Origin of the sequence: Vibrio sp. V15_P4S5T153, assembly GCF_963874485.1 — a bacterium.
Taxonomy (GTDB): domain Bacteria; phylum Pseudomonadota; class Gammaproteobacteria; order Enterobacterales; family Vibrionaceae; genus Vibrio; species Vibrio anguillarum.
The window spans coordinates 1,105,051-1,125,516 of record NZ_CAWNHR010000011.1; the positions used below are offsets into that span (position 1 = coordinate 1,105,051).

17 protein-coding genes are annotated in these 20,466 nt (G+C 43.3%); 11 read left to right on the forward strand and 6 right to left on the reverse strand.

Features of this window, described 5'->3' with window-relative positions; translation table 11 throughout:
- Positions 1-10 precede the first annotated feature (10 nt).
- From AACT42_RS06875 to rsmS, 3 genes are read left to right on the forward strand one after another with little or no spacing between them, the layout of a single operon-like run.
- Positions 11-790 (forward strand): sulfite exporter TauE/SafE family protein, encoded by a 780-nt coding sequence (locus AACT42_RS06875; protein WP_094125719.1) that lies wholly within the window; start codon positions 11-13, stop codon positions 788-790.
- A complete protein-coding gene (priC, locus tag AACT42_RS06880; protein ID WP_010319211.1) occupies positions 787-1,335 on the forward strand; it encodes a primosomal replication protein PriC in 549 nt (182 codons plus the stop codon). The genes AACT42_RS06875 and priC overlap by 4 nt, the downstream gene beginning before the upstream one ends.
- A 1-nt stretch (position 1,336) precedes the next feature.
- Entirely contained in the window at positions 1,337-1,507 is a 171-nt protein-coding gene (rsmS, locus tag AACT42_RS06885; protein ID WP_013856554.1) for a pleiotropic regulatory protein RsmS, read from the forward strand.
- A 33-nt stretch (positions 1,508-1,540) separates the two neighbouring features.
- Here the strand turns inward: rsmS and AACT42_RS06890 are convergent, their stop codons facing one another.
- Positions 1,541-3,658, reverse strand: coding sequence for a methyl-accepting chemotaxis protein (locus tag AACT42_RS06890; RefSeq protein ID WP_088728951.1), 2,118 nt, complete (start codon positions 3,656-3,658; stop codon positions 1,541-1,543).
- A gap of 225 nt (positions 3,659-3,883) precedes the next feature.
- Here AACT42_RS06890 and xthA point away from each other — a divergent pair, with 225 nt between their 5' ends.
- Positions 3,884-4,693 (forward strand): exodeoxyribonuclease III, encoded by an 810-nt coding sequence (xthA, locus tag AACT42_RS06895; RefSeq protein ID WP_069212014.1) that lies wholly within the window; start codon positions 3,884-3,886, stop codon positions 4,691-4,693.
- Positions 4,694-4,805: 112 nt separating this feature from the next.
- Here xthA and AACT42_RS06900 read toward each other — a convergent pair whose 3' ends face one another.
- From AACT42_RS06900 to AACT42_RS06915, 4 genes are all read right to left on the reverse strand, one after another.
- On the reverse strand, positions 4,806-5,483 hold the full coding sequence (locus tag AACT42_RS06900; protein ID WP_017045191.1) for an ABC transporter permease: 678 nt from the start codon (positions 5,481-5,483) through the stop codon (positions 4,806-4,808).
- Between the two features lie 2 nt (positions 5,484-5,485).
- Positions 5,486-6,226: an ABC transporter permease gene (locus tag AACT42_RS06905; RefSeq protein ID WP_094132090.1), complete on the reverse strand. Its 741-nt coding sequence runs from the start codon at positions 6,224-6,226 to the stop codon at positions 5,486-5,488.
- A 208-nt stretch (positions 6,227-6,434) separates the two neighbouring features.
- The gene (locus AACT42_RS06910) at positions 6,435-7,211 is read right to left on the reverse strand and encodes an ABC transporter substrate-binding protein (protein ID WP_026028918.1); all 777 of its coding nucleotides are present in this window, start codon (positions 7,209-7,211) and stop codon (positions 6,435-6,437) included.
- Positions 7,212-7,315: 104 nt separating this feature from the next.
- Positions 7,316-8,086: an ABC transporter ATP-binding protein gene (locus tag AACT42_RS06915; RefSeq protein ID WP_013856548.1), complete on the reverse strand. Its 771-nt coding sequence runs from the start codon at positions 8,084-8,086 to the stop codon at positions 7,316-7,318.
- Between the two features lie 642 nt (positions 8,087-8,728).
- On the opposite strand from AACT42_RS06915, the gene AACT42_RS06920 reads away from it, so the two are divergent.
- From AACT42_RS06920 to AACT42_RS06930, 3 genes are all read left to right on the forward strand, one after another.
- Positions 8,729-10,270 carry a DUF3360 family protein gene (locus AACT42_RS06920; RefSeq protein ID WP_094132091.1) on the forward strand — a complete coding sequence of 514 codons (1,542 nt, stop codon included), beginning with the start codon at positions 8,729-8,731 and terminating at the stop codon, positions 10,268-10,270.
- 268 nt (positions 10,271-10,538) lie between these two features.
- Positions 10,539-12,815: a formate C-acetyltransferase gene (gene pflB, locus AACT42_RS06925; RefSeq protein WP_017050385.1), complete on the forward strand. Its 2,277-nt coding sequence runs from the start codon at positions 10,539-10,541 to the stop codon at positions 12,813-12,815.
- A 200-nt stretch (positions 12,816-13,015) separates the two neighbouring features.
- Positions 13,016-14,002 carry a lipid A deacylase LpxR family protein gene (locus AACT42_RS06930; RefSeq protein WP_176429067.1) on the forward strand — a complete coding sequence of 329 codons (987 nt, stop codon included), beginning with the start codon at positions 13,016-13,018 and terminating at the stop codon, positions 14,000-14,002.
- Between the two features lie 17 nt (positions 14,003-14,019).
- Here AACT42_RS06930 and AACT42_RS06935 read toward each other — a convergent pair whose 3' ends face one another.
- A complete protein-coding gene (locus AACT42_RS06935; RefSeq protein ID WP_094133645.1) occupies positions 14,020-15,897 on the reverse strand; it encodes a methyl-accepting chemotaxis protein in 1,878 nt (625 codons plus the stop codon).
- A gap of 201 nt (positions 15,898-16,098) precedes the next feature.
- Between AACT42_RS06935 and pflA the strand changes: the two genes are divergently transcribed.
- The 4 genes from pflA to AACT42_RS06955 all read left to right on the forward strand — a co-directional run bounded on the left by pflA (position 16,099) and on the right by AACT42_RS06955 (position 20,416).
- Positions 16,099-16,839 (forward strand): pyruvate formate lyase 1-activating protein, encoded by a 741-nt coding sequence (gene pflA / locus AACT42_RS06940; protein WP_013856543.1) that lies wholly within the window; start codon positions 16,099-16,101, stop codon positions 16,837-16,839.
- A gap of 64 nt (positions 16,840-16,903) precedes the next feature.
- On the forward strand, positions 16,904-17,569 hold the full coding sequence (locus tag AACT42_RS06945; protein WP_017048072.1) for an energy-coupling factor ABC transporter permease: 666 nt from the start codon (positions 16,904-16,906) through the stop codon (positions 17,567-17,569).
- Between the two features lie 123 nt (positions 17,570-17,692).
- Entirely contained in the window at positions 17,693-18,193 is a 501-nt protein-coding gene (locus AACT42_RS06950) for a YfbU family protein (protein WP_013856541.1), read from the forward strand.
- A gap of 288 nt (positions 18,194-18,481) precedes the next feature.
- The gene (locus AACT42_RS06955; RefSeq protein WP_013856540.1) at positions 18,482-20,416 is read left to right on the forward strand and encodes a PrkA family serine protein kinase; all 1,935 of its coding nucleotides are present in this window, start codon (positions 18,482-18,484) and stop codon (positions 20,414-20,416) included.
- Positions 20,417-20,466 lie beyond the last annotated feature (50 nt).

Consider the following 20,466-nt stretch of genomic DNA (forward strand, 5'->3'; position numbering starts at 1 on the left):
GATTTTATTCATGGAATTTGTTGAGCCAACCACTTTGATTGTGTTGGCGCTTGTTGCTTTTATTGCTGGCTTTATCGATGCAGTCGCTGGCGGCGGTGGCATGCTTACTGTACCCGCGTTATTATCAATCGGTCTTCCGCCGCACATCGCACTAGGAACGAATAAGCTAGCGGCAACATTTGCCTCATCAACTGCCGCATTAACCTACTATCAGAAGAAGTTGTTTCAACCAAGTTGCTGGGTCAGAGCTTTCATTACCACCTTAATTGGCGCAACCATAGGTACTTTTGCTGTCGATGCGATCAGCACCGATTGGCTACAAAAAGTGCTGCCGCTCATTATTCTAGCTGCCGCTATCTATACGATATGGCATAAAACACCACATGCACACCAGAATGTCAGCCCGCCTCCCTGCCCTGTACTTCACAAAAAGCAGTATGCGCAAGGCTTGATACTTGGATTTTATGACGGGCTGGCAGGGCCGGGGACTGGCGCATTTTGGACAGTCAGTTCGATGGCGTTATACCGACTCAACATTTTATTGGCCTCTGGCCTTGCTAAAGCGATGAATTTTACCAGTAATGTAACGTCATTGGTTACCTTTGCCATTTTGGGGCATATTGACTGGGTGCTGGGACTGACTATGGGAGTTTGTTTGATGGCTGGAGCTTTTGTTGGCGCACATTCAGCGATTCGTTTCGGCGCTAAATTTATTCGTCCGGTGTTTGTGAGTGTGGTCAGTGTGCTTGCAATCAAGCTGACTTATGATGCGTGGTTTGCAGGCTTATGAACCATTTTTCTCAATTGAAGTCCTTAATTGAAGAGTTAAAACAACAAGCCGCCAGTGTTGACCGAACTCGTGGTGAACACCATCAGGCTCTGTTTGATGAGCGCCTGTTCCACTGTAAAGCGCACTTATTAATCCCTTGTGTTATGGAAGCAAAAGCGACCTTTGACTCCATCGTGCGCGAACAAGAGAGCCAACGGCTAACCAGTCAACGAGCTCAATATCTAACCGATCGACTGCTTGCACAAATTGCGGCAATCCAACGCGAAATATCGACAGTATCGATCAGAAAAAGTGAGCCCAAGCATCGCAGCTATTATCGCAAACCGATCAATGCGTTATATCAAGAGCTGGCCCAGCACCAAGAATGGGAGCGGAGGCTGATGGATATGGTGAGAGAAAAAGAACTCGGACTTAAGCAAACTTCTGCTGTTAGTCAGCAGCAAGCACAAAAAGCGTTATTGACCGTAGAGCAGCGGCTCAAGCGTTGCCAAGAAGCCAAAGCCAAAATTGAGAAACAAATTACGTTCAGGGAGAAAAACCAATAACATGAATGATCCTACTGTACCGCTAGACGGCGCGTCTGAAGAGATAAAGCTCGCTGTCGATCTCATCTACTTATTAGAAACCAATCAGATTGAACCACACACCGCACTTGAAGCGCTGAAAATCGTACAGCAGGATTTATTGCGTAAACTGGATGATACAGCGAGAGAGTAAGAAGCAAACATCTACTTCTTACTCTTTCAGCCGTTAGACTTTAAATTGTCCAACCAACTGTTGCTGCTTAGCCGAGAGTTGACTTATCTGAGCACCAACCGATTCTGATTCACCGACCAGTGTCAATATCTGCGCGCTAAGATCACGAATATTGGATAGGTTGAGGTTGACTTCACCAGAGACGGCTTGCTGTTCTTGGGCCGCTTTTACAATCTGGCTATTCATATCGTTAATTGCTGAGATGGATTCAAACACTATTTCTAATTCAGCAACGGCCTTTTGAACTTGCATCGCAGTTCCATTTGCTAACGCGTTTCCTTGCTGGATCACCTCAACTACGCCCTCAGTACCTTGTTGGACTTTTTCTATCACTTTGCGTATTTCACCCACAGAGTTCTGAGTCCGCTGGGCCAAATTACGTACCTCATCGGCGACAACAGCAAACCCTCGCCCTTGATCTCCGGCCCGAGCCGCTTCTATAGCCGCATTTAATGCGAGCAAATTGGTTTGCTGTGAAATTCCCTCAATGACCGTTAAAATTTCGGTAATATTGATATTGTTTTGAGCCAACTCTTCAACAACCGGCACCGCATCACTCATTCGCACCACCAGCTTATGCATCTCAGCTTCAGAGGCACGGATGACATCCTGCCCAGTCAGTGCGGAGTGATTAGCTTGCGAAGCGGCTTGCACCGCAGCCTCGGCATTTTGCACAACGAGACTTGCTGTTTGTGTCATTTCTTCAGAGGCAGTCGCCACCATATCCATCTCTTTAAATTGAGACTCACTACGGCTACGCGTTTGTACGGCAGACTGCCGTGCCTGTTCAGTCGTTTGAGCTACTTGGTTCGCACTTTCTACGATCTGCTGAATAATAGCCTGTAATTTGTCTAAAAACTGGTTAAAGCCACGTGCCAAATCACCGATTTCATCATGACTACTGATAACAAGCCGCTGAGTTAAATCCCCTTCGCCAGAAGCAATATCTTGTAACCGCTCCACGACCGCTCGAATAGGTTTCACAATTTGGGTGGCAGCTAACGCAATGATTGCGAGCCCTAAAAAGACTAGCAATGCGCCGACTAATAGCTCCGCTCTAACGCCATTCTCTACCTGTTGAGTAATGATCTGATCCAGTTGATTGGCATCAGCTAGCACACTCGATGTCGGCATTTCAAAAACCACGCCCCAAGTCTGGTTCGCCACCTGAATGGGAGCAAAGACAGACAACCATTGCCGATCTGAATTCCATTGAGAATGGACTTTACCCTCGGCTAGAAGATTGGCAATCTCCTTTGTAGTCAAAACTGAATCAGCCAGTGGCGCACCTAAGGTTAATTCACGCTCATCAGTCGCAATAAGCGTGTTATTTAAGCTGACAATAAAGACCTTACCACTACCACCAAATAGACTTTGATCTGAACTCAGTGCAATCGCTACCAGTGGGCTAAGTTTTAAATCGATGCCAAAAAAGCCAATCGCAACGCCATCAATCAAAATGGGCACAGAGAGAGAAGAAGTAAGAAACGTTTCATTATCTTGAATCACGATTTTAGGCGATGAGATACATGCACTAGCGGTTGTTAACGGGCAGGCGAAACGCTCACTGTTTCCTTCATCCTTCAATGCCACTTCGCTTAATACATTTGCCACCACATTTTCACCATTGGAGGACGTTATCCAGTATGCAGCGAATCGACCTATTTCATTTGAGCCTACATAGTCAGCATTCTGGTAGTTGTCATCCTCGCTATCGAGCAAATTTGGCTTAAAGACGAGATAAGCCCCCTGAACATTGGGATAATTGACTACCGTCTTGCGAACCATTTCATCTAAAGATGTCCTTAACGCTTCGCTTTCACCAAAATTTTCTTCGGTATTTGATTTGAAAAACAAGGCCGTATCAGCAAGCATTTGAGCCCGATACATGGCTTCACTGAGATATTCAGATACTTCGGTGGCATTGAGCAGCGCCCGAGTTTCTAATAACTGCTGCGATTTATTGATCACAGAATCTGAACTTTGTTGTTTTATTGCTTGTTGGTTATTCACTGCGTTATAAACAGAAAAACCAATGAGAGACAATGACGTAATTAGCAGGCAAAGGCCGGCTAAAAGGGTTATTTTCCATTGAACCGAAAGTGTTCGCATACTACATCCTTATGCTGCGCTAATAGGGTTTTCAGACGAAATGGTGACGACTTTAATTAGAGCATATTGACTTGAGAGATCAATCGTAAGTTTACATAAATGTTAATAAAAATATCCTTTCTGACTATTCAAAAAATTTACGTATTACAATTGATTCGCTTTTCGTCTTGTCCTTGCGCCTTGAAATGGTAACATCTTGCGCACAACTCATCTTAAGGATCCCTTATGAAAGTCATCAGTTTTAACATCAACGGTTTGAGAGCTCGCCTCCATCAACTGCAAGCGATTATTGATAAGCATCAACCTGATGTCATTGGACTTCAAGAAATCAAAGTACACGATGACGCTTTTCCTCTTGAGGATGTTGAAGCCATGGGCTACCACGTCTATTTCCATGGTCAAAAAGCGCATTATGGCGTCGCCATGTTGTGCAAGAAGGAACCCATTTCAGTACAGAAAGGCTTTCCTAGCGATAATGAAGATCATCAAAAACGCATGATTATGGCCACTTTTGAAGATGACAACGGCCAAAAAACAACCATACTCAACGGCTATTTTCCTCAAGGGGAGAATATTTCCCATGAAACAAAATACCCCTATAAGCGTCAGTTTTATAAAGATCTAATGGGTTACTTAACGACACATCATTCCCCTGACGAACAAATAATTGTAATGGGAGACATTAACATCAGCCCTATCGACTTGGATATTGGGATTGGTGAAGCCAATAGAAAACGCTGGTTGCAAACGGGAAAATGCTCTTTCCAACCTGAAGAGCGCGAATGGTTACAAACTTTAATGGACTGGGGTTTTGTTGACACATTCCGTCAGTTAAATCCGGATGTAAATGATCAATTTTCGTGGTTTGATTATCGCTCACGCGGCTTTGATGATAACCGCGGGCTACGAATCGACGTCATTTTAGCGACCCCGAACCTAGCAAAAAAATGCCAAGAGGCCGGCATCGACTATGAACTTCGAGGAATAGAAAAACCTTCTGATCACGCGCCAATTTGGTCCAGTTTTTCCTTGTAGGAACAGAAAGTAACGTGCCAATAAGAAGCGCGCATTCGGCGCGCTTCTTATTTTAATCTATGCCTGGATTATAGAAACAAACTCGGTACAGCAAATTGCTACTCGCAGCCCTTCAGCTTAATGGGCGCAAATAAGCTAAGAAGCGTTTTTCAGCCTGTTTAAAGCAGAACAAAATAATAAAGGTCAAGCCCATATAGAACAAACCTGCGGTTAAAAATGACTCGAATGGAGCATAATAACGAGAGTTCACTAAACGCGCAGCCCCCGTTAAATCCATAATGGTAACAATACCAGCAACCGCCGAACCGTGAAGCATGAAGATAACTTCATTACTATAAGCGGGCAGTGCACGCCTTAACGCACTCGGTAGAATAATTCGTCGATACGTTTTCCAAGTACTCATTCCGTATGCCTTCGCCGCTTCAACTTCTCCTTTCGGCAAACCATTGATCGCGCCGCGAATAATTTCAGCCGTGTAGGCGGACGTATTGAGAACAAAAGCAACCAACGCGCAAAACCAAGCGTTTTCCCATAAGGTATCTTTCACCGGGAAAAATTGATCCATTCCATAGTAGATGAGATAAAGCTGGACCAATAACGGTGTACCACGAAAAAAGTAGGTATAAGCCCATGCTGGAGTACGAATAAAATAGTTGTGGCTATTTCTAGCAATTGCTAAGGGGATGGCAAGGCTCAAACCGATGATTAACGACAAACCCACCAGCCAAACCGTTGTCCACAGCCCACTAAAATAAATTGGTAGGCTTTGAGCAATAAGGGAAAAATCCATATTTACCTCGTGTGAATGCTGAACTTGCGCTCAACCAATTTGAGAAGACCGGTTGATACACTGGTAAAGAAAAGGAAGATCACTGAGACAGCCATATAAAAGGTGAATGGCATTTTTGTCGAACCCGCCGCGAGTGAGCTGACTCTGACCATATCTTCTAATCCAATAATGGAAACAAGTGCCGTCGTTTTGAGCAATACCAACCAGTTGTTACCAAACCCTGGCAATGCATGACGAACCATTTGAGGAAGCAAAATGCGTCTAAATGCTAAGGTAGAACTCATACCATACGCTTTCGCCGCTTCCATCTCTCCTTTATCAACCGCCATAATAGCGCCACGAAAGGTTTCAGCCATATAGGCACCGAAAATGAAACCTATGGTTAGTATTCCAGCAATGAAAGGGCTAACATCAATATAATCGGGGAGATAAGCGGTCCATTCATGGCTCGGGTCACTTGCCATAAACCAATTGTTTAACCATTCGTTGATTGAATAAAGGCTATTATTCAACAATATTTGACCGCCAAAGAAAATAAGCATCATTAACACAAGGTCTGGAATACCGCGAATGATGGTCGTATAAAGAGTGGCAATAGCTCTTGCCCAACGGTAAGGTGCAAGCTTGGCTAGCGCACCTAGCATGCCAAGTAACATGGCAAGTAATAAAGAGAACACGGCAACTTCAATGGTCAGCACCGCTCCCTTCAAAATTGAGGCTTCATATCCGTGTAGGTCCAACATAATTCATCCCTAGTCCCTGGAGAATTTAACGGCTGGGTACTTCTGGAACTAGGATCCAGCCGTTAAGAATCAATGGATTCCCATCATAATTGAGAAGGTGGAGTCAACTGAGCTAACCAGTCCTAATGACAGAGTGATCGATAAACATATTCATATGCTCGGCCCACTCTCACCTTCTAATTATATGGGTAAGATATGATGTTACAGCTTATTCACCGTATACATCGTAATTAAAGTATTTGGTCGCAATTTCTTGGTAAATCCCTTGTTGACGAAGAGATTTAATCGCCATATCAAGTTTTTGAGTGAGATCTTTGTCTTGTTTACGAACCGCAATACCAAAACCATCGCCAAACCATTTCGGATCGGTTAATGATGGGCCGACGAACTCATACGCTTCGCCGCCCGCTTTGTTAAGCACACCCTCTTCCAATGCAGAGGCATCACCCAATACTGCCGCAATACGGCCATTGGCTAGGTCAAGATAGGCTTCATCAAATGAACCATAGCGGACAATTTCAACTGCATCGCCATAATTATCAGTAAGATACTTATCGTGCGTTGTTGCACGTTGTACACCAATTTTCACCCCTTTTAGACCTTCTTTAGAAAAATCCAACGCGGCTCCCTTCTTGGCGATAAATTTATTGGGAATTAATGCGTACTTACCAGTGAAATCGACTTTTTTCTTGCGCTCGTCGGTAATCGACATGGCTGCAATAATCGCGTCATATTTACGTGCGAGCAGTGATGGGATAATGCCATCCCAGTCTTGTGGAACGATTTTACATTCCACTTTCATCTCCTTGCACAACGCATTGGCCATATCAACATCAAAACCTTTGAGAGATCCATCAGCCTCTGTCCAGCTAAAAGGAGGATAAGCCCCTTCTATACCAAAACGAACCGTCTTCCATTCTTTCGCTTGGGCCATACCAGTCATTGCACTAGCAGCAACGGCTGCAACTAATAACCACTTTTTCATTTCCATACTCCTGTGATTGAGGTCTTACTTATTTATCATGCTATGTTTATGTTGGTTTTGCTTAATATTTATGTCGTGACGAATACCACAACATAATGAACACATTAATAAATAGAGGATATAAATTGTTTTAACCGTTCAGATTTAGGCTGGGTGAACAGGATGGCTGGATCTCCTTGCTCTTCCACTAAACCTTGGTGCAAGAACATCACATGGTTTGAAACATCGCGAGCAAAGGCCATTTCATGAGTCACTACCAGCATAGTACGGCCTTCTTCTGCCAAGTCTCTCATAACACCCAACACTTCACCCACCAATTCAGGATCAAGTGCAGAAGTGGGCTCATCAAACAGCATGACTTCTGGCTCCACGGCCAACGCTCTAGCAATCGCCGCACGTTGTTGTTGCCCACCAGAAAGGTGACCAGGATAATAGTCTTTACGTTCATACAGGCCGACTTTTTTTAGCAGCACCTCAGCACTCTCGATGGCTCGTGCTTTCGGTACTCCTAACACATGAATTGGTGCTTCAATAACGTTTTCTAGCACCGTCATGTGCGACCAAAGGTTAAATCCCTGAAATACCATAGCAAGGCGTGAGCGAATTCGTTGCACCTGCTTTTCACTCACAGGTGAAGCTTCACCTTGCCGATTTTTTTTCATTTGAATGAGTTCACCATTGACCCAAATATCACCAGAGGTTGGTGTTTCAAGTAAATTGATGCATCTAAGAAAGGTACTTTTTCCCGAGCCAGAAGAACCAATAATGGAGATCACATCACCCTTACGAGCTTCTAGCGAGATTCCTTTTAGTACTTCGTTTTGACCAAAGGTTTTGTGCAGCTCTTTAATATTCAGCGCCGGTACATCAGTCATGCGCTTAACTCCCTGTATTTGCTACTGCAGAGTATTCCAACTCCCATTTTTGATACAAACTAGCATTCACACCGAAAACATGCAACAAATTATTAACCTGGAAAATAAGGATATTAAGTTATTTTATCTGATTAAAAATTCACATTTTAGCCAATACTTCTCCATATGGCGCATATAAATGGCACATCAAGCAATTAACAGTTAACAGTTAACAGTTAACAGTTAACAGTTAACTCATTTTGTTAACATTTACTTAAAGATAGACAACCTATTTATGTATAAAGTACACCTAGATTCATAGGATATTTAAGGTCATTAATATCATTGAAACTCTTTTACAAACATCACAATGTGAAAACTTATTTCAAGCAAGTAACGGCTCAACCCCCCGTTTTCATTAGGCTGCTGTAGTTTTCTTTCACATTTATTCTTAAAGTGATCAAGATCAATCACCCTAAAGGATAAGCAAGCTAAACTCGCGAGCAAAGATAAGGTTGTATAAATGACCACACTCTCTTTTTTAGTTGTTGTTATGCAAGCACATATGAGATGTGCTACATATTCAATTAAAAACATTACCGCTTCTTCGCGGATTACTAGGATTCAGTACGAATTACTAACTTTTAAAAATATGAGGAATCTATGCCAGACGTAGTCAACAATGAGCGCTCAGAAATCGAGACGAAAAGCTATAAAGAGCTGCATCGTCCAGCATCTGAGTTTGCAAGCCGTTCAGATTACCTAGACCACGAACTGCAAATCATGAAGCCCCGTCGCTTTGGTTTGAACTTACCTGGTCGTGACTTCCGTTTTGAACTTGAAGATTTTGTACCAGCCATCGCGGGCACAATCGGCATCATCGCCATGTACTCAGCGGTAATGATGTCTTGGGCTGATGGCCTAACCCAAGCATGGGAGCACATTCATCTAGGTAAAGACTTCGCGATTGAAGTTGCACGTGTAGAGATGTTATTTCCTGCCCTCTTCTTCTGTGTTATTGCCTCTGGTTTCTTAAACCCAAAAGCCAACTTAGCTGGCAACCATGGCCCAATGATCCCTCTTATCGGCTCAATCGCATTAGCCGGTGCACACCCTTTGGCATTGGCAATTTTGCTTGGCGTTTTTGGTCTTCTCTTAAGTTACTTTAAAGGAGGCTCGAAACTGGTCAATCTAACCTCCGAGGGAACCGCAGGCGGGTTGCTTATCTTCCTCGGCTTTACCGGAACAATGAGCCAAATTGGTTCTATCCAAACTTGGGCTACCAGTTTGCAATCGGTCGATGTCGCCGCAGGCAGCTTAGGTTACGTTGGCCTAGTGGTTTTAGGTGTCAATATTGTGCTGTATGCATTTCTTGCAAAAATCAACATGCGTTGGTTAGCAATTCCTGTCTGTGCAATGACTGGGCTTGCGATTGCGCTTTTATTCGGTACTGGCTTTGATCTTCAATTTGAAACTCAAATGGGCTTACCTAACCTTAATCCTGTTTACTGGTGGGGCTCAACCACTGAAGGTTGGATGCTTGGTTTGCCAACAGTAGAACACTTTATCGCCTCATTGCCCTTTGCTATTTTGGCCGTTGCGATGTGGTCACCAGATTTCCTTGGTCACCGAATTTTCCAAGAATTGAACTATCCGAAGAGAACTGAAAAAGTACTGATGGATGTTGATGACACAATGACCATGTGTTCAATTCGTCAAATGGTAGGTACAGCACTTGGTGGTGGTAATATCACATCGTCATGGGGAACGTATATGATCCCAGCGGCGATTGCTAAACGCCCAATTCCTGGTGGTGCCATCATCTTAGGTTTATTGGTCATGACTATTGCTATCCTTGGCTTCCCTATGGACGTAGCGGTTTGGCCTCCAGTGATGCGTATTGCTCTATTAGTAGGGGTATTTCTTCCTTTACTAGAAGCGGGTATGCAAATGGTAAGAAACACAAAAGATTCACAAGCAGCGGGCATCTGTATCTTTGGTAGCGCTGTGGTGAACCCTGTTCTAGCGTGGGCATTGACCATGCTACTCGATAACAATGGCCTAATTGGCGACAAAGAACGTGCATCAAAGCTGTCTTTTATCGACAAAATCATCATTCCAGGTGGTGTGCTGATCATCTGTTTAATTGCTATGCTTGCGGTTGGTATGCTTGAAAACCAATACGGTTTAAAAGCTTGGCTATAATGAGCTTGGACTAATACGAATTTGGGTAGTGCTCGCACTACCCAAACTTTATTTGAAAAATTTAACTTTTATTGATTTAGTTTAAGGTTTACAAAAAAATTTTAGTCTAATCTTGCATTCAAGGCTTAAAAGCACAATATCTATATTCAGATAATTGAATAGTGTGAATATAGATATTGTATTAATAGAGTGTACTGCTCCTTTCGAGGATAACTGGCTCAACGGTGAAGACGGTACGTGTTTTTTCTACTAAAAAGGTAGGTATGTCATGGCAGAGCAATTTGCTAAAGCTTGGGAAAGTTTTGTTGCAGGTGAGTGGCAAAACGAAGTTAACGTTCGTGATTTTATTCAAAAGAACTATACGCCGTATGAAGGTGACGAATCTTTCCTAGTTTCTGAAGGTACTGAAGCGACAAACAAGCTTTGGGCTAAAGTAATGGAAGGTATCAAACAGGAAAACGCGACTAAAGCCCCTGTCGATTTCGATACTGACGTTATTTCTACCATCACTGCTCACGATGCAGGCTACATCGAAAAAGATCTTGAAACTATCGTGGGTCTACAAACTGAGAAACCACTTAAGCGCGCTATCATCCCTAACGGTGGTGTGCGTATGGTTGAAGGTTCTTGCAAAGCATACGGTAGAACTCTTGACCCTATGATTTCAAAAATCTACTCAGAATACCGTAAAACTCACAACGCTGGCGTTTTCGATATCTACACTCCTGATATCCTAGCGTGTCGTAAGTCTGGTGTTCTGACGGGCCTTCCTGATGCTTATGGTCGTGGCCGTATCATTGGTGACTACCGTCGCGTAGCACTTTACGGTATTGATTTCCTAATGAAGGATAAGCTTGCTCAATTCACTTCTCTACAAGAGCGTTTTGAGAACGGCGAAGATCTAACGGCAACGATGCAACTTCGTGAAGAAATTGCAGAACAACACCGCGCACTTGGCCAAATGAAAAAAATGGCTGAAAAATACGGTTTTGACATCTCTCGCCCAGCAGAAACTGCACAAGAAGCTATCCAGTGGACTTACTTCGGCTATCTAGCTGCTGTTAAATCACAAAACGGTGCGGCAATGTCGCTAGGTCGTACTTCGACTTTCCTAGATATCTTCATCCAACGTGATCTAGAAGCGGGTAAAATCACTGAAGTACAAGCTCAAGAAATGATCGACCACTTCGTAATGAAGCTGCGTATGGTTCGTTTCCTACGTACTCCTGAATACGATGAACTATTCTCTGGCGACCCAATTTGGGCAACAGAATCAATGGGTGGTATGGGTCTTGACGGTCGTACACTCGTTACGCGTTCTAACTTCCGTTTCCTAAACAGCCTATACACTATGGGTCCTTCTCCAGAGCCAAACATAACTGTACTTTGGTCTGAGCAGCTACCTGACGGCTTTAAACGTTTCTGTGCAAAAGTATCTATCGATACTTCATCTATCCAGTACGAAAACGACGATTTAATGCGTCCAGACATGAACTCTGACGACTATGCTATCGCATGTTGTGTATCGCCAATGGTTGTAGGTAAACAAATGCAGTTCTTCGGAGCGCGTGCAAACCTTGCTAAAACCATGCTTTACACCATCAATGGTGGTATTGATGAGAAGTTGAAAATCCAAGTTGGTCCTAAAATGGACAAGATCGCAGGTGAGTATCTTGACTATGACGAACTATGGGCAAAAATGGACCACTTCATGGATTGGTTGGCGAAGCAATATGTGACCGCACTAAACAGCATTCACTACATGCACGACAAATACAGCTATGAAGCCGCGCTAATGGCACTGCATGATCGTGACGTTAAACGTACGATGGCATGTGGTATTGCTGGCCTGTCTGTTGCTGCTGACTCTCTATCTGCAATCAAATACGCAAAAGTTAAGCCAATTCGTGACGAAGATGGCCTAGCGATCGATTTCGAAATCGAAGGTGATTATCCTAAATTTGGTAACAATGACGCCCGCGTTGATGACATCGCATGCCAACTTGTTTCTACGTTTATGGGCAAAATCCGTAAACTTAAGATGTACCGTGATGCAATTCCAACTCAGTCTATCCTGACTATCACTTCAAACGTGGTATATGGTAAGAAAACAGGTAACACACCTGATGGTCGTCGTGCTGGTATGCCTTTCGCACCGGGTGCAAACCCAATGCATGGCCGTGACGAAAAAGGTGCAGTAGCATCATTGACTTCAGTAGCGAAACTACCGTTTGCTGATGCGCAAGATGGTATTTCTTATACTTTCTCTATCGTTCCAAATGCGTTAGGCAAAGAAGAAGCAAGTCAACGTTCAAACCTTGCTGGTCTGATGGATGGTTACTTCCACCATGAAGCAGGCATTGAGGGTGGCCAACACCTAAACGTGAACGTGCTTAATCGCGAAACTTTAGAAGATGCGGTTAAACACCCTGAGAAATACCCTCAGCTAACCATTCGTGTATCTGGCTATGCTGTACGTTTTAACTCACTGACTGCAGAACAACAAGCTGACGTTATTGCGCGTACTTTCACTGAATCTCTATAATTTCAGTTAAATTAATAGCAAAGTAGTTAAGCCCTGCTCGATGAGTGGGGCTTTTTTATACTCAGAAATCAAAAATGTGCAATGCATCAACCACAAATGTTACGCCTACCACATTTATTTTGATTCAATTGCCCATTTATCAACTGAATAGGGCATCTTTACTATATGATTAGGGCTTGTCTATACTCTGCAGTGTCCGTATGAAGTTATTTCACATTATCCCATTGACGTTACTCAGTGCTTCTGCGCTGGCCTCTCAACACGCAACGGTTGCTTTTAACCTCGATAACGATGGCGTATTTGGCGTAGATCGCGACTACACCAATGGTTTATTTTTAAGCTACACCTCAGGGGCGATTGCTCCATATTGGTGGGCTAAACCACTCAGCCTTTCGGTTTGGGGAGCGGCCCCATTGGACAAATGGGAAATCAGCATTGGCCACAAAATGTGGACTCCTTCGGAGATTTCTCTTACCAAACCAGAGCCGAATGAACGACCTTACGCTGGGTATTTACACACCGAGCTTAACTATATTAGTTTGCATCCCCAACAAGCCACGCGGGCAAATTTAACCATTGGAACCACCGGAGATGCTGCGCTTTCTGAGAAAGCGCAAAAGTTAGTGCACAGCATCACTAAATCTGACGAACCCAATGGCTGGGCCTACCAAGTAGAGGAAAAAATCGTCGGCAGCGTGGGTTATCTGTCTCACTTTAATCTGACACGATACCGCAGCTATGCAGGCACTGACGTTGAGCTTTCCAACGTTTCAGAGGTCAACGTAGGTAACTTTCGCAGTGATCTCTCCACAGGTTTTATGATGCGTTGGGGGACCGATCTTGCGGGTAACTTTGGCAGTGCTCAAATCAGTGCAGAAAACCCTTTCTCGGCAGGGATGATTGGTGTCTCGGATGCTGGATGGTTTCTCTTCGGAGGTGTAGAAGGACGCTATCGCTTCAATGACATTACCATCGAAGGAGATAGGCCTTTAAACGGACTAGATCACCCCGCTGAATATTACCAAGTTAACTTGGAAAATCTTCAAGCGACCGCTGTAATTGGTGCGGCTTGGTATATTCAACAAGTCGGTGCGAGTTTAACGTTCACCGCAAACACACCTGAGTATAAGGAAGACAAAAACTCCATTCACGGTGTCGGTAATATTTCTCTTTTTGCTTTTTTCTAACGTTTAGCAAACTGAAATTATATGGTGAAACTTTGGCAGTCTACACTTAGGCTGCTAGAGCGTTTATCCACAATCTGGCTGGTTGCTCTTAACTGTTCATTGTTCTCTTCCAAGGCCTTCATGGCTCGAGATATTTGTATCATATTATCTGCCATTGAATGGCTAGTCGTCGCCAAATCTCGGATCGATGCAAAAATGGCTTCTGTTTTATTCGCCGCTTCATCTGCTTTTTTGATAATTTGCGCGATGGCCTGTATTGCCTCATTACCTTTCTCTTGCCCACTCTGCATAGACTGCTCAGATTGCGCAATATAAGTGATTACTTCCGCACTTTCCTTTTGCATAGTATCAATCGTGCCGGAAATTTCGGCCACGGCATTGACCGTTCTTACCGCTAAACTTCGAACTTCATCAGCGACAACAGCAAAGCCACGACCTTGCTCTCCCGCTCTCGCCGCTTCAATTGCGGCATTGAGTGCCAATAAGTTAGTCTGCTCGGCAATACCATTAATGATGTCCATCACCGAGTCTACTTTTGCAGAAGCTTGTTCAAGTTGATGAATGTGGCCTGCGGCCGAGCTTAGGATTTTACCAACCTCAACCAGTGACGTAATAGCAACGGAAATCACTTTTCCTCCCTCTTCTGCACTTTGCATAGAAGATTTGCTGAGTTCCGCAACAAACTCCAATGAGTTGGATACTTCTTGGGTCGTCACGCTGACCTCTTCTGTGGCCGATGTCAACAATTGCGTTTGTCCCAAAACGTCAGATTGATTTGTCACCAAAGTGTCTAATCCAACATTCAGTGACGCGGCATCACCAGACAAGGCTTCACTGCTTTTCTGCACACCACTCACCAATTTCCCTAAATTTTCACAGCTTTGGTTAATGGCCAATGCCAGTTGATTAAATTCGTCCTTTTCGTTATTCGTCATCGGCATACGGCGTGACAAATCGCCACGCGAGATATTGTTCAACACGTGAATTGTTTGCGACAAAGAACGAGAAAGAGAAAAACTAAAGGTAAGGAAAATAGCAATGGTCAATATGGCAAGTAACGCACAGGCCGCCAATACAGACCACTGTGTTTGCGATGCGGTCGTTTTTGCGGCCAACTGATATTGCTCACTCAACGCGGAAAGCTTGGTTGAAATATCTTGAATCACCGACTTAACTTGCGCCTCTGTATCGCCTCTTTGTTTCTCCATCACTTGCAATTGCTGAGACAGTTCACTCACACGTAAAAAAGCCTGTTTAAATTGTTGTATCTCTTTTTCATACAGATCCAACATCGAATAAGAATCAGACATATTGACGAAACTGGCCATAGCACGATTAAACAGTTTTAAGTTTTGCTCCGTGGGTTCTAATAAATAATTTTGCTGCGCCTTAACCATGGCTTGAAAATCCGAGTTGATTGTAACCATCCCCGTCTCATCTATCTTTTTCTCTATCGTGGTGGCCAACGTTTTCAGCTCGCCCAGCTTACCTTCGTTAACGTTGAAACCCACTTCTGATTTCACTTGCAACCAAGGACGCAAAAATTGGTCAAATTGTTTGGCCGCCTTGAGCAACACTTCCCCTTCTTGAGCAAAATTGGTCTTTTGCAGGAAAGCAACATTAGCATTCACCTCTCCCATCAACTGATCCAATTTATTCAAAATCGAGTTGACCTGATTGCCTTGCATGTTGTTTAGCTCTGATGCAAGCGACAACAAATTTGCTTGAGTAGTAAATATCGCCACAGAACCGGATGCCACTTCGCCACTGGAGCGATACTGTTCATCCATTCCCGTCAAGCTCTTTGCGGTATAAATCCCTAAACCTAAAAAACCAACACAAAGGATAACTAAAAATAGACTGATTTTTTGCTTTTGAGAAAACTGTACATCCATGAACTATTCCTTATTTAAACCCTATCGCATTCAACGAGTTCTTATTTCTATACAGTGTAGTCAATGTGCAGAATTTCATGACATTCATTTTGAGCCACAACATATGGTTTAGGATATGCGGCGGCAATTGCACATTAACCCTACTTAATCCCTACCATTTGTAATAAAATAACGGGCAAATAACCTATTCGAGATGAACTGATGTCAACAACTGGTCGTATTCATTCTTTTGAGTCTTGTGGCACGGTAGATGGCCCTGGAATTCGCTTCATTGTTTTTATGCAAGGCTGCCTAATGCGTTGTATGTATTGTCATAATCGTGACACATGGGACACCCATGAAGGCAAGGAAGTGACTGTTGAAGAAATCATTACCGAAGCAAAATCTTATCGCCATTTTATGAAAGCCTCTGGCGGCGGAATTACCTGCTCAGGCGGTGAAGCTATGCTTCAACCCGAATTTGTTCGTGATTTATTCCGCGCAGCGCAAGCTGAGGGCATTCACACCTGCTTAGATACCAACGGTTATATTCGCAAACACACAGACGTGATTGATGAAGTACTCGATGCCACTGATTTAGTGATGTTAGACATCAAACACATGAAAGATGAGATCCACCATGATTTTATTGGTGTGTCGAATAAGCGAACCTTAGATTTCGCGCGCTACTTACACACCATAGGTAAAAAAACGTGGATCCGTTATGTGATTGTTCCTGGCTACACTGATGACGAAGAAGCGGCTCATATGCTTGGTGATTTTATTAAAGATATGGATAACATCGAGAAAGTAGAGCTGCTGCCTTATCACAAATTGGGCGCTCATAAATGGGAAGCAATGGGGCTAGAATACCCATTAGAAGGTGTGAATCCGCCGTCAAAAGAGACCATGGACAAAATCGTTGGGATCTTAGCTCAGTATCACTCAAACATAAAATATTGATTGCTTGATTTAATAACCATAAAAATGCCAGCATAATGCTGGTATTTTTATAGAGAGGCTAGCCATGCAGCTGGAACAACTTGCGGTGCTATTGCTCCTGCTACTTGTTGGGTTAACGACCCTTCGCGATTTTAAATACTCATTTTGGACAAAGTTTAAGGCCGAGAAATCCTTTCAGCATCTCACCTATTTTGCCTCTTTTGCACTTTTTCTTTTGTGGTTAGCTCAAGCCGGAGTAACAGAAGGATTGCCTATCCATTTTCTCGGTTTAACAACCCTCACGATGATGTTTGGCTGGCGCTGCGCATTTGTTATAACTATTCCTGTTACATTCGCACTGGCGGTGGTCGGTAAACTGGCCTTCTTTAACATCCCCGAATACTTACTACTATCATCGCTACTGCCAATCCTAGTTAGTTATGCTTTGTTTGCTTTGAGTTATCATTATCTACCGCGCAATATTTTTGTGTTTATTTTTGTGGCTGGTTTTTTAAATGGCGGCCTGACGGGTAGCCTGCATTTGGCCATTAACACCGCTTATCAATTACTTCTTGGGCAACATGACTGGCAAGTCATCCGCGATAATTACCTAATTTTTGTTCCTTTACTCGCTTTCCCAGAAGGGCTGCTCAATGGTATGGCGTTAGCGATACTATCCGTATTTAAGCCAGAATGGTTGCGTGTCTTTTCCGACAAAGATTATATCTATAACCACTTACACAAAAAGTAACAAGAATTGCACACATTTTATGCTTTCCATATTAAATCCGTGTTGAGATCATGTTTCATTGTCGATAATTGCTGTTAACCTTATGCCATCAAATAGAACATAAAATTTAGTGAGGCTACCTTCATGGAAATGACCAACGCTCAACGACTGATTCTATCTAATCAGTATTTTTTGATGTCACAGATGGATCCCAACAACGCCAAAAAATACAAGCGGTTACAAACCATTGTAGAACGTGGTTATGAACTGCAAATGCGAGAACTCAACAAAGAATTTGGCTGCTTGACCGAAGCGGAGTGCCGCGAAGTGATCGACATCATGGAGATGTATCACGCTATGCAAGAATCACACAAAATGCTCTCCGATGCAGAAAGCAAAAATGTGGATCAGCGCCGCCTGCACTTTTTAGGGTTTGATATCGCTAAAGAGTCACAACGCGTTCATTACGTGCGTTTCTTGGTTGAGTCTGAAGGGCTTTACCCACAATTTGATAAAGCTGATCACCACTTCAACAGCCAAATGCCAATGTCAGATAAATATCGTCGCATGTTAACGGCTTGGCGTAATTGTCCTCGCCAATACCATTTGTCAACCGCAGAATTTACACAAATTTTTAATGCCTAAATTTTAATACCTAGCAAGGTAGGCTGACGAAAGATGAAAAGACGCAGACACTGCGTCTTTTTTACATTCCCCCTCGCAGTTATTAACTCCAACACCAACTTATCCCTCGAACTCTTGATATTCACACACTAAATAGTTCAACCTGCTCGACGTTATTACTGTCACGAAATTTAAATAAACACATAATTGTTAAGCAAAATTGTCAAACTCGGACTAGTCTTAAATTGTTATTAATTTGTGTTTTTAAGCGGTGTTGTCAGTTAGACAGTTTTCAGAGGGGAATTCACTATGAGTATTTTTGACCACTTTCAGGCACGCTATGAAGCCGCCAAGGATGAAGAGCTATCACTGCAAGAGTTTTTAGCTCTGTGTAAAGAAGATAAAAGTGCTTATGCCAATGCAGCAGAGCGGCTGTTAATGGCGATTGGTGAGCCTGAGCTGATAGACACAGCAAAACACCCCCGATTGAGTCGCATTTTCTCTAACCGGGTGATTTCTCGTTATAAAACTTTTGAGGATTTCTATGGCATGGAAGAAGCCATAGAACAGATTGTTTCCTACCTCAAACACGCTGCCCAAGGTTTAGAAGAAAGAAAACAAATTCTCTATCTACTCGGTCCAGTTGGTGGCGGTAAATCTTCACTGGCGGAGAAACTCAAAGCTTTAATGCAACAAATGCCTATTTATGTTTTGTCTGCAAATGGCGTTCGTAGCCCAGTCAATGACCACCCATTTTGTCTGTTTGATGTGGTTGAAGATGGCGAAATCCTCAAGCAGGAATATGGGATAGAAAAACGCTATTTACGCTCAATTACATCACCTTGGGCGGCCAAACGCTTACACGAGTTTGGTGGCGATATTTCCAAATTCAAAGTCGTCAAAGTACGACCTTCAATTCTCGATCAAATTGCCGTCGCAAAAACAGAACCCGGTGATGAAAACAACCAAGACATTTCGTCACTGGTTGGGAAAGTGGATATTCGAAAACTCGAGCATTTCTCGCAAGATGACCCCGATGCATATAGCTATTCCGGTGCACTCTGTAAAGCCAACCAAGGGTTAATGGAGTTTGTTGAGATGTTCAAAGCGCCAATTAAGGTGCTTCACCCACTCTTAACCGCCACGCAAGAAGGAAACTTCAACGGAACAGAAGGGTTATCCGCCCTACCCTTTGATGGCATGATTTTAGCGCACTCAAACGAATCAGAGTGGCAGACATTCCGTAACAACAAAAACAACGAAGCGTTTTTGGACCGGGTTTATATCGTTAAAGTCCCTTACTGTTTACGCGTCTCGGAAGAAGTGAAAATTTACCAAAAACTGCTTGAACACAGTGAACTATCCAAAGCGCCATGCTCACCAAGCACACTAGAATTACTTGGTCAATTTAGTATCCTCTCGCGCCTAAAAGTGCCGGAAAACTCGTCACTATTCTCCAAAATGCGCGTCTACGATGGTGAAACGCTAAAAGATACCGATCCAAAAGCAAAAAGCTATCAAGAGTATCGTGACTACGCAGGTGTTGACGAAGGTATGTCCGGTTTATCGACTCGCTTTGCCTTTAAAATACTGTCGCGCGTATTCAACTTTGACCAAACGGAAGTTGCGGCTAACCCCGTTCATCTGTTCTATGTCATCGAACAGCAAGTTGAACGCGAGCAGTTCCCTCAAGAAATCGCTGAACGATATATGGAGTTTTTAAAAGGCTACTTAGTGCCTCGTTATGTCGAGTTCATTGGTAAAGAGATTCAAACTGCTTATTTGGAATCTTATTCTGAATACGGTCAAAATATTTTTGACCGCTACGTTACTTATGCTGATTTCTGGATCCAAGACCAAGAGTATCGTGATCCTGAAACTGGCCAACTTTTCGATCGTTCATCGCTCAATAACGAGTTAGAAAAAATCGAGAAAACAGCAGGCATTAGTAACCCGAAAGATTTCCGAAATGAAATCGTCAATTTTGTACTGCGTGCGAAAGCGCACAACAATGGACAAAATCCGGTTTGGACCAGTTACGAAAAACTGCGTACCGTCATTGAGAAAAAAATGTTCTCAAATACCGAAGAGCTACTTCCTGTTATCTCTTTTAATGCCAAAACCTCATCTGATGATCAGAAAAAACACGACGATTTTGTCGCTCGTATGATGGAGAAAGGTTATACAGAAAAACAAGTAAGGCTGTTGTCTGAGTGGTATTTACGCGTCCGTAAATCTTCTTAACTTCAAGCAAACCAAAACCTGTACATGCGTTAGCCATACCAACAATGGCT

Coding starts and splice junctions, on each gene's coding strand:
- AACT42_RS06875 (WP_094125719.1), top strand. CDS start 11: ATGGAATTTGTTGAGCCAACCACTTTGATTGTGTTGGCGCTTGTTGCT.
- priC (WP_010319211.1), top strand. CDS start 787: ATGAACCATTTTTCTCAATTGAAGTCCTTAATTGAAGAGTTAAAACAA.
- rsmS (WP_013856554.1), top strand. CDS start 1,337: ATGAATGATCCTACTGTACCGCTAGACGGCGCGTCTGAAGAGATAAAG.
- AACT42_RS06890 (WP_088728951.1), bottom strand. CDS start 3,658: ATGCGAACACTTTCGGTTCAATGGAAAATAACCCTTTTAGCCGGCCTT.
- xthA (WP_069212014.1), top strand. CDS start 3,884: ATGAAAGTCATCAGTTTTAACATCAACGGTTTGAGAGCTCGCCTCCAT.
- AACT42_RS06900 (WP_017045191.1), bottom strand. CDS start 5,483: ATGGATTTTTCCCTTATTGCTCAAAGCCTACCAATTTATTTTAGTGGG.
- AACT42_RS06905 (WP_094132090.1), bottom strand. CDS start 6,226: ATGTTGGACCTACACGGATATGAAGCCTCAATTTTGAAGGGAGCGGTG.
- AACT42_RS06910 (WP_026028918.1), bottom strand. CDS start 7,211: ATGAAAAAGTGGTTATTAGTTGCAGCCGTTGCTGCTAGTGCAATGACT.
- AACT42_RS06915 (WP_013856548.1), bottom strand. CDS start 8,086: ATGACTGATGTACCGGCGCTGAATATTAAAGAGCTGCACAAAACCTTT.
- AACT42_RS06920 (WP_094132091.1), top strand. CDS start 8,729: ATGCCAGACGTAGTCAACAATGAGCGCTCAGAAATCGAGACGAAAAGC.
- pflB (WP_017050385.1), top strand. CDS start 10,539: ATGGCAGAGCAATTTGCTAAAGCTTGGGAAAGTTTTGTTGCAGGTGAG.
- AACT42_RS06930 (WP_176429067.1), top strand. CDS start 13,016: ATGAAGTTATTTCACATTATCCCATTGACGTTACTCAGTGCTTCTGCG.
- AACT42_RS06935 (WP_094133645.1), bottom strand. CDS start 15,897: ATGGATGTACAGTTTTCTCAAAAGCAAAAAATCAGTCTATTTTTAGTT.
- pflA (WP_013856543.1), top strand. CDS start 16,099: ATGTCAACAACTGGTCGTATTCATTCTTTTGAGTCTTGTGGCACGGTA.
- AACT42_RS06945 (WP_017048072.1), top strand. CDS start 16,904: ATGCAGCTGGAACAACTTGCGGTGCTATTGCTCCTGCTACTTGTTGGG.
- AACT42_RS06950 (WP_013856541.1), top strand. CDS start 17,693: ATGGAAATGACCAACGCTCAACGACTGATTCTATCTAATCAGTATTTT.
- AACT42_RS06955 (WP_013856540.1), top strand. CDS start 18,482: ATGAGTATTTTTGACCACTTTCAGGCACGCTATGAAGCCGCCAAGGAT.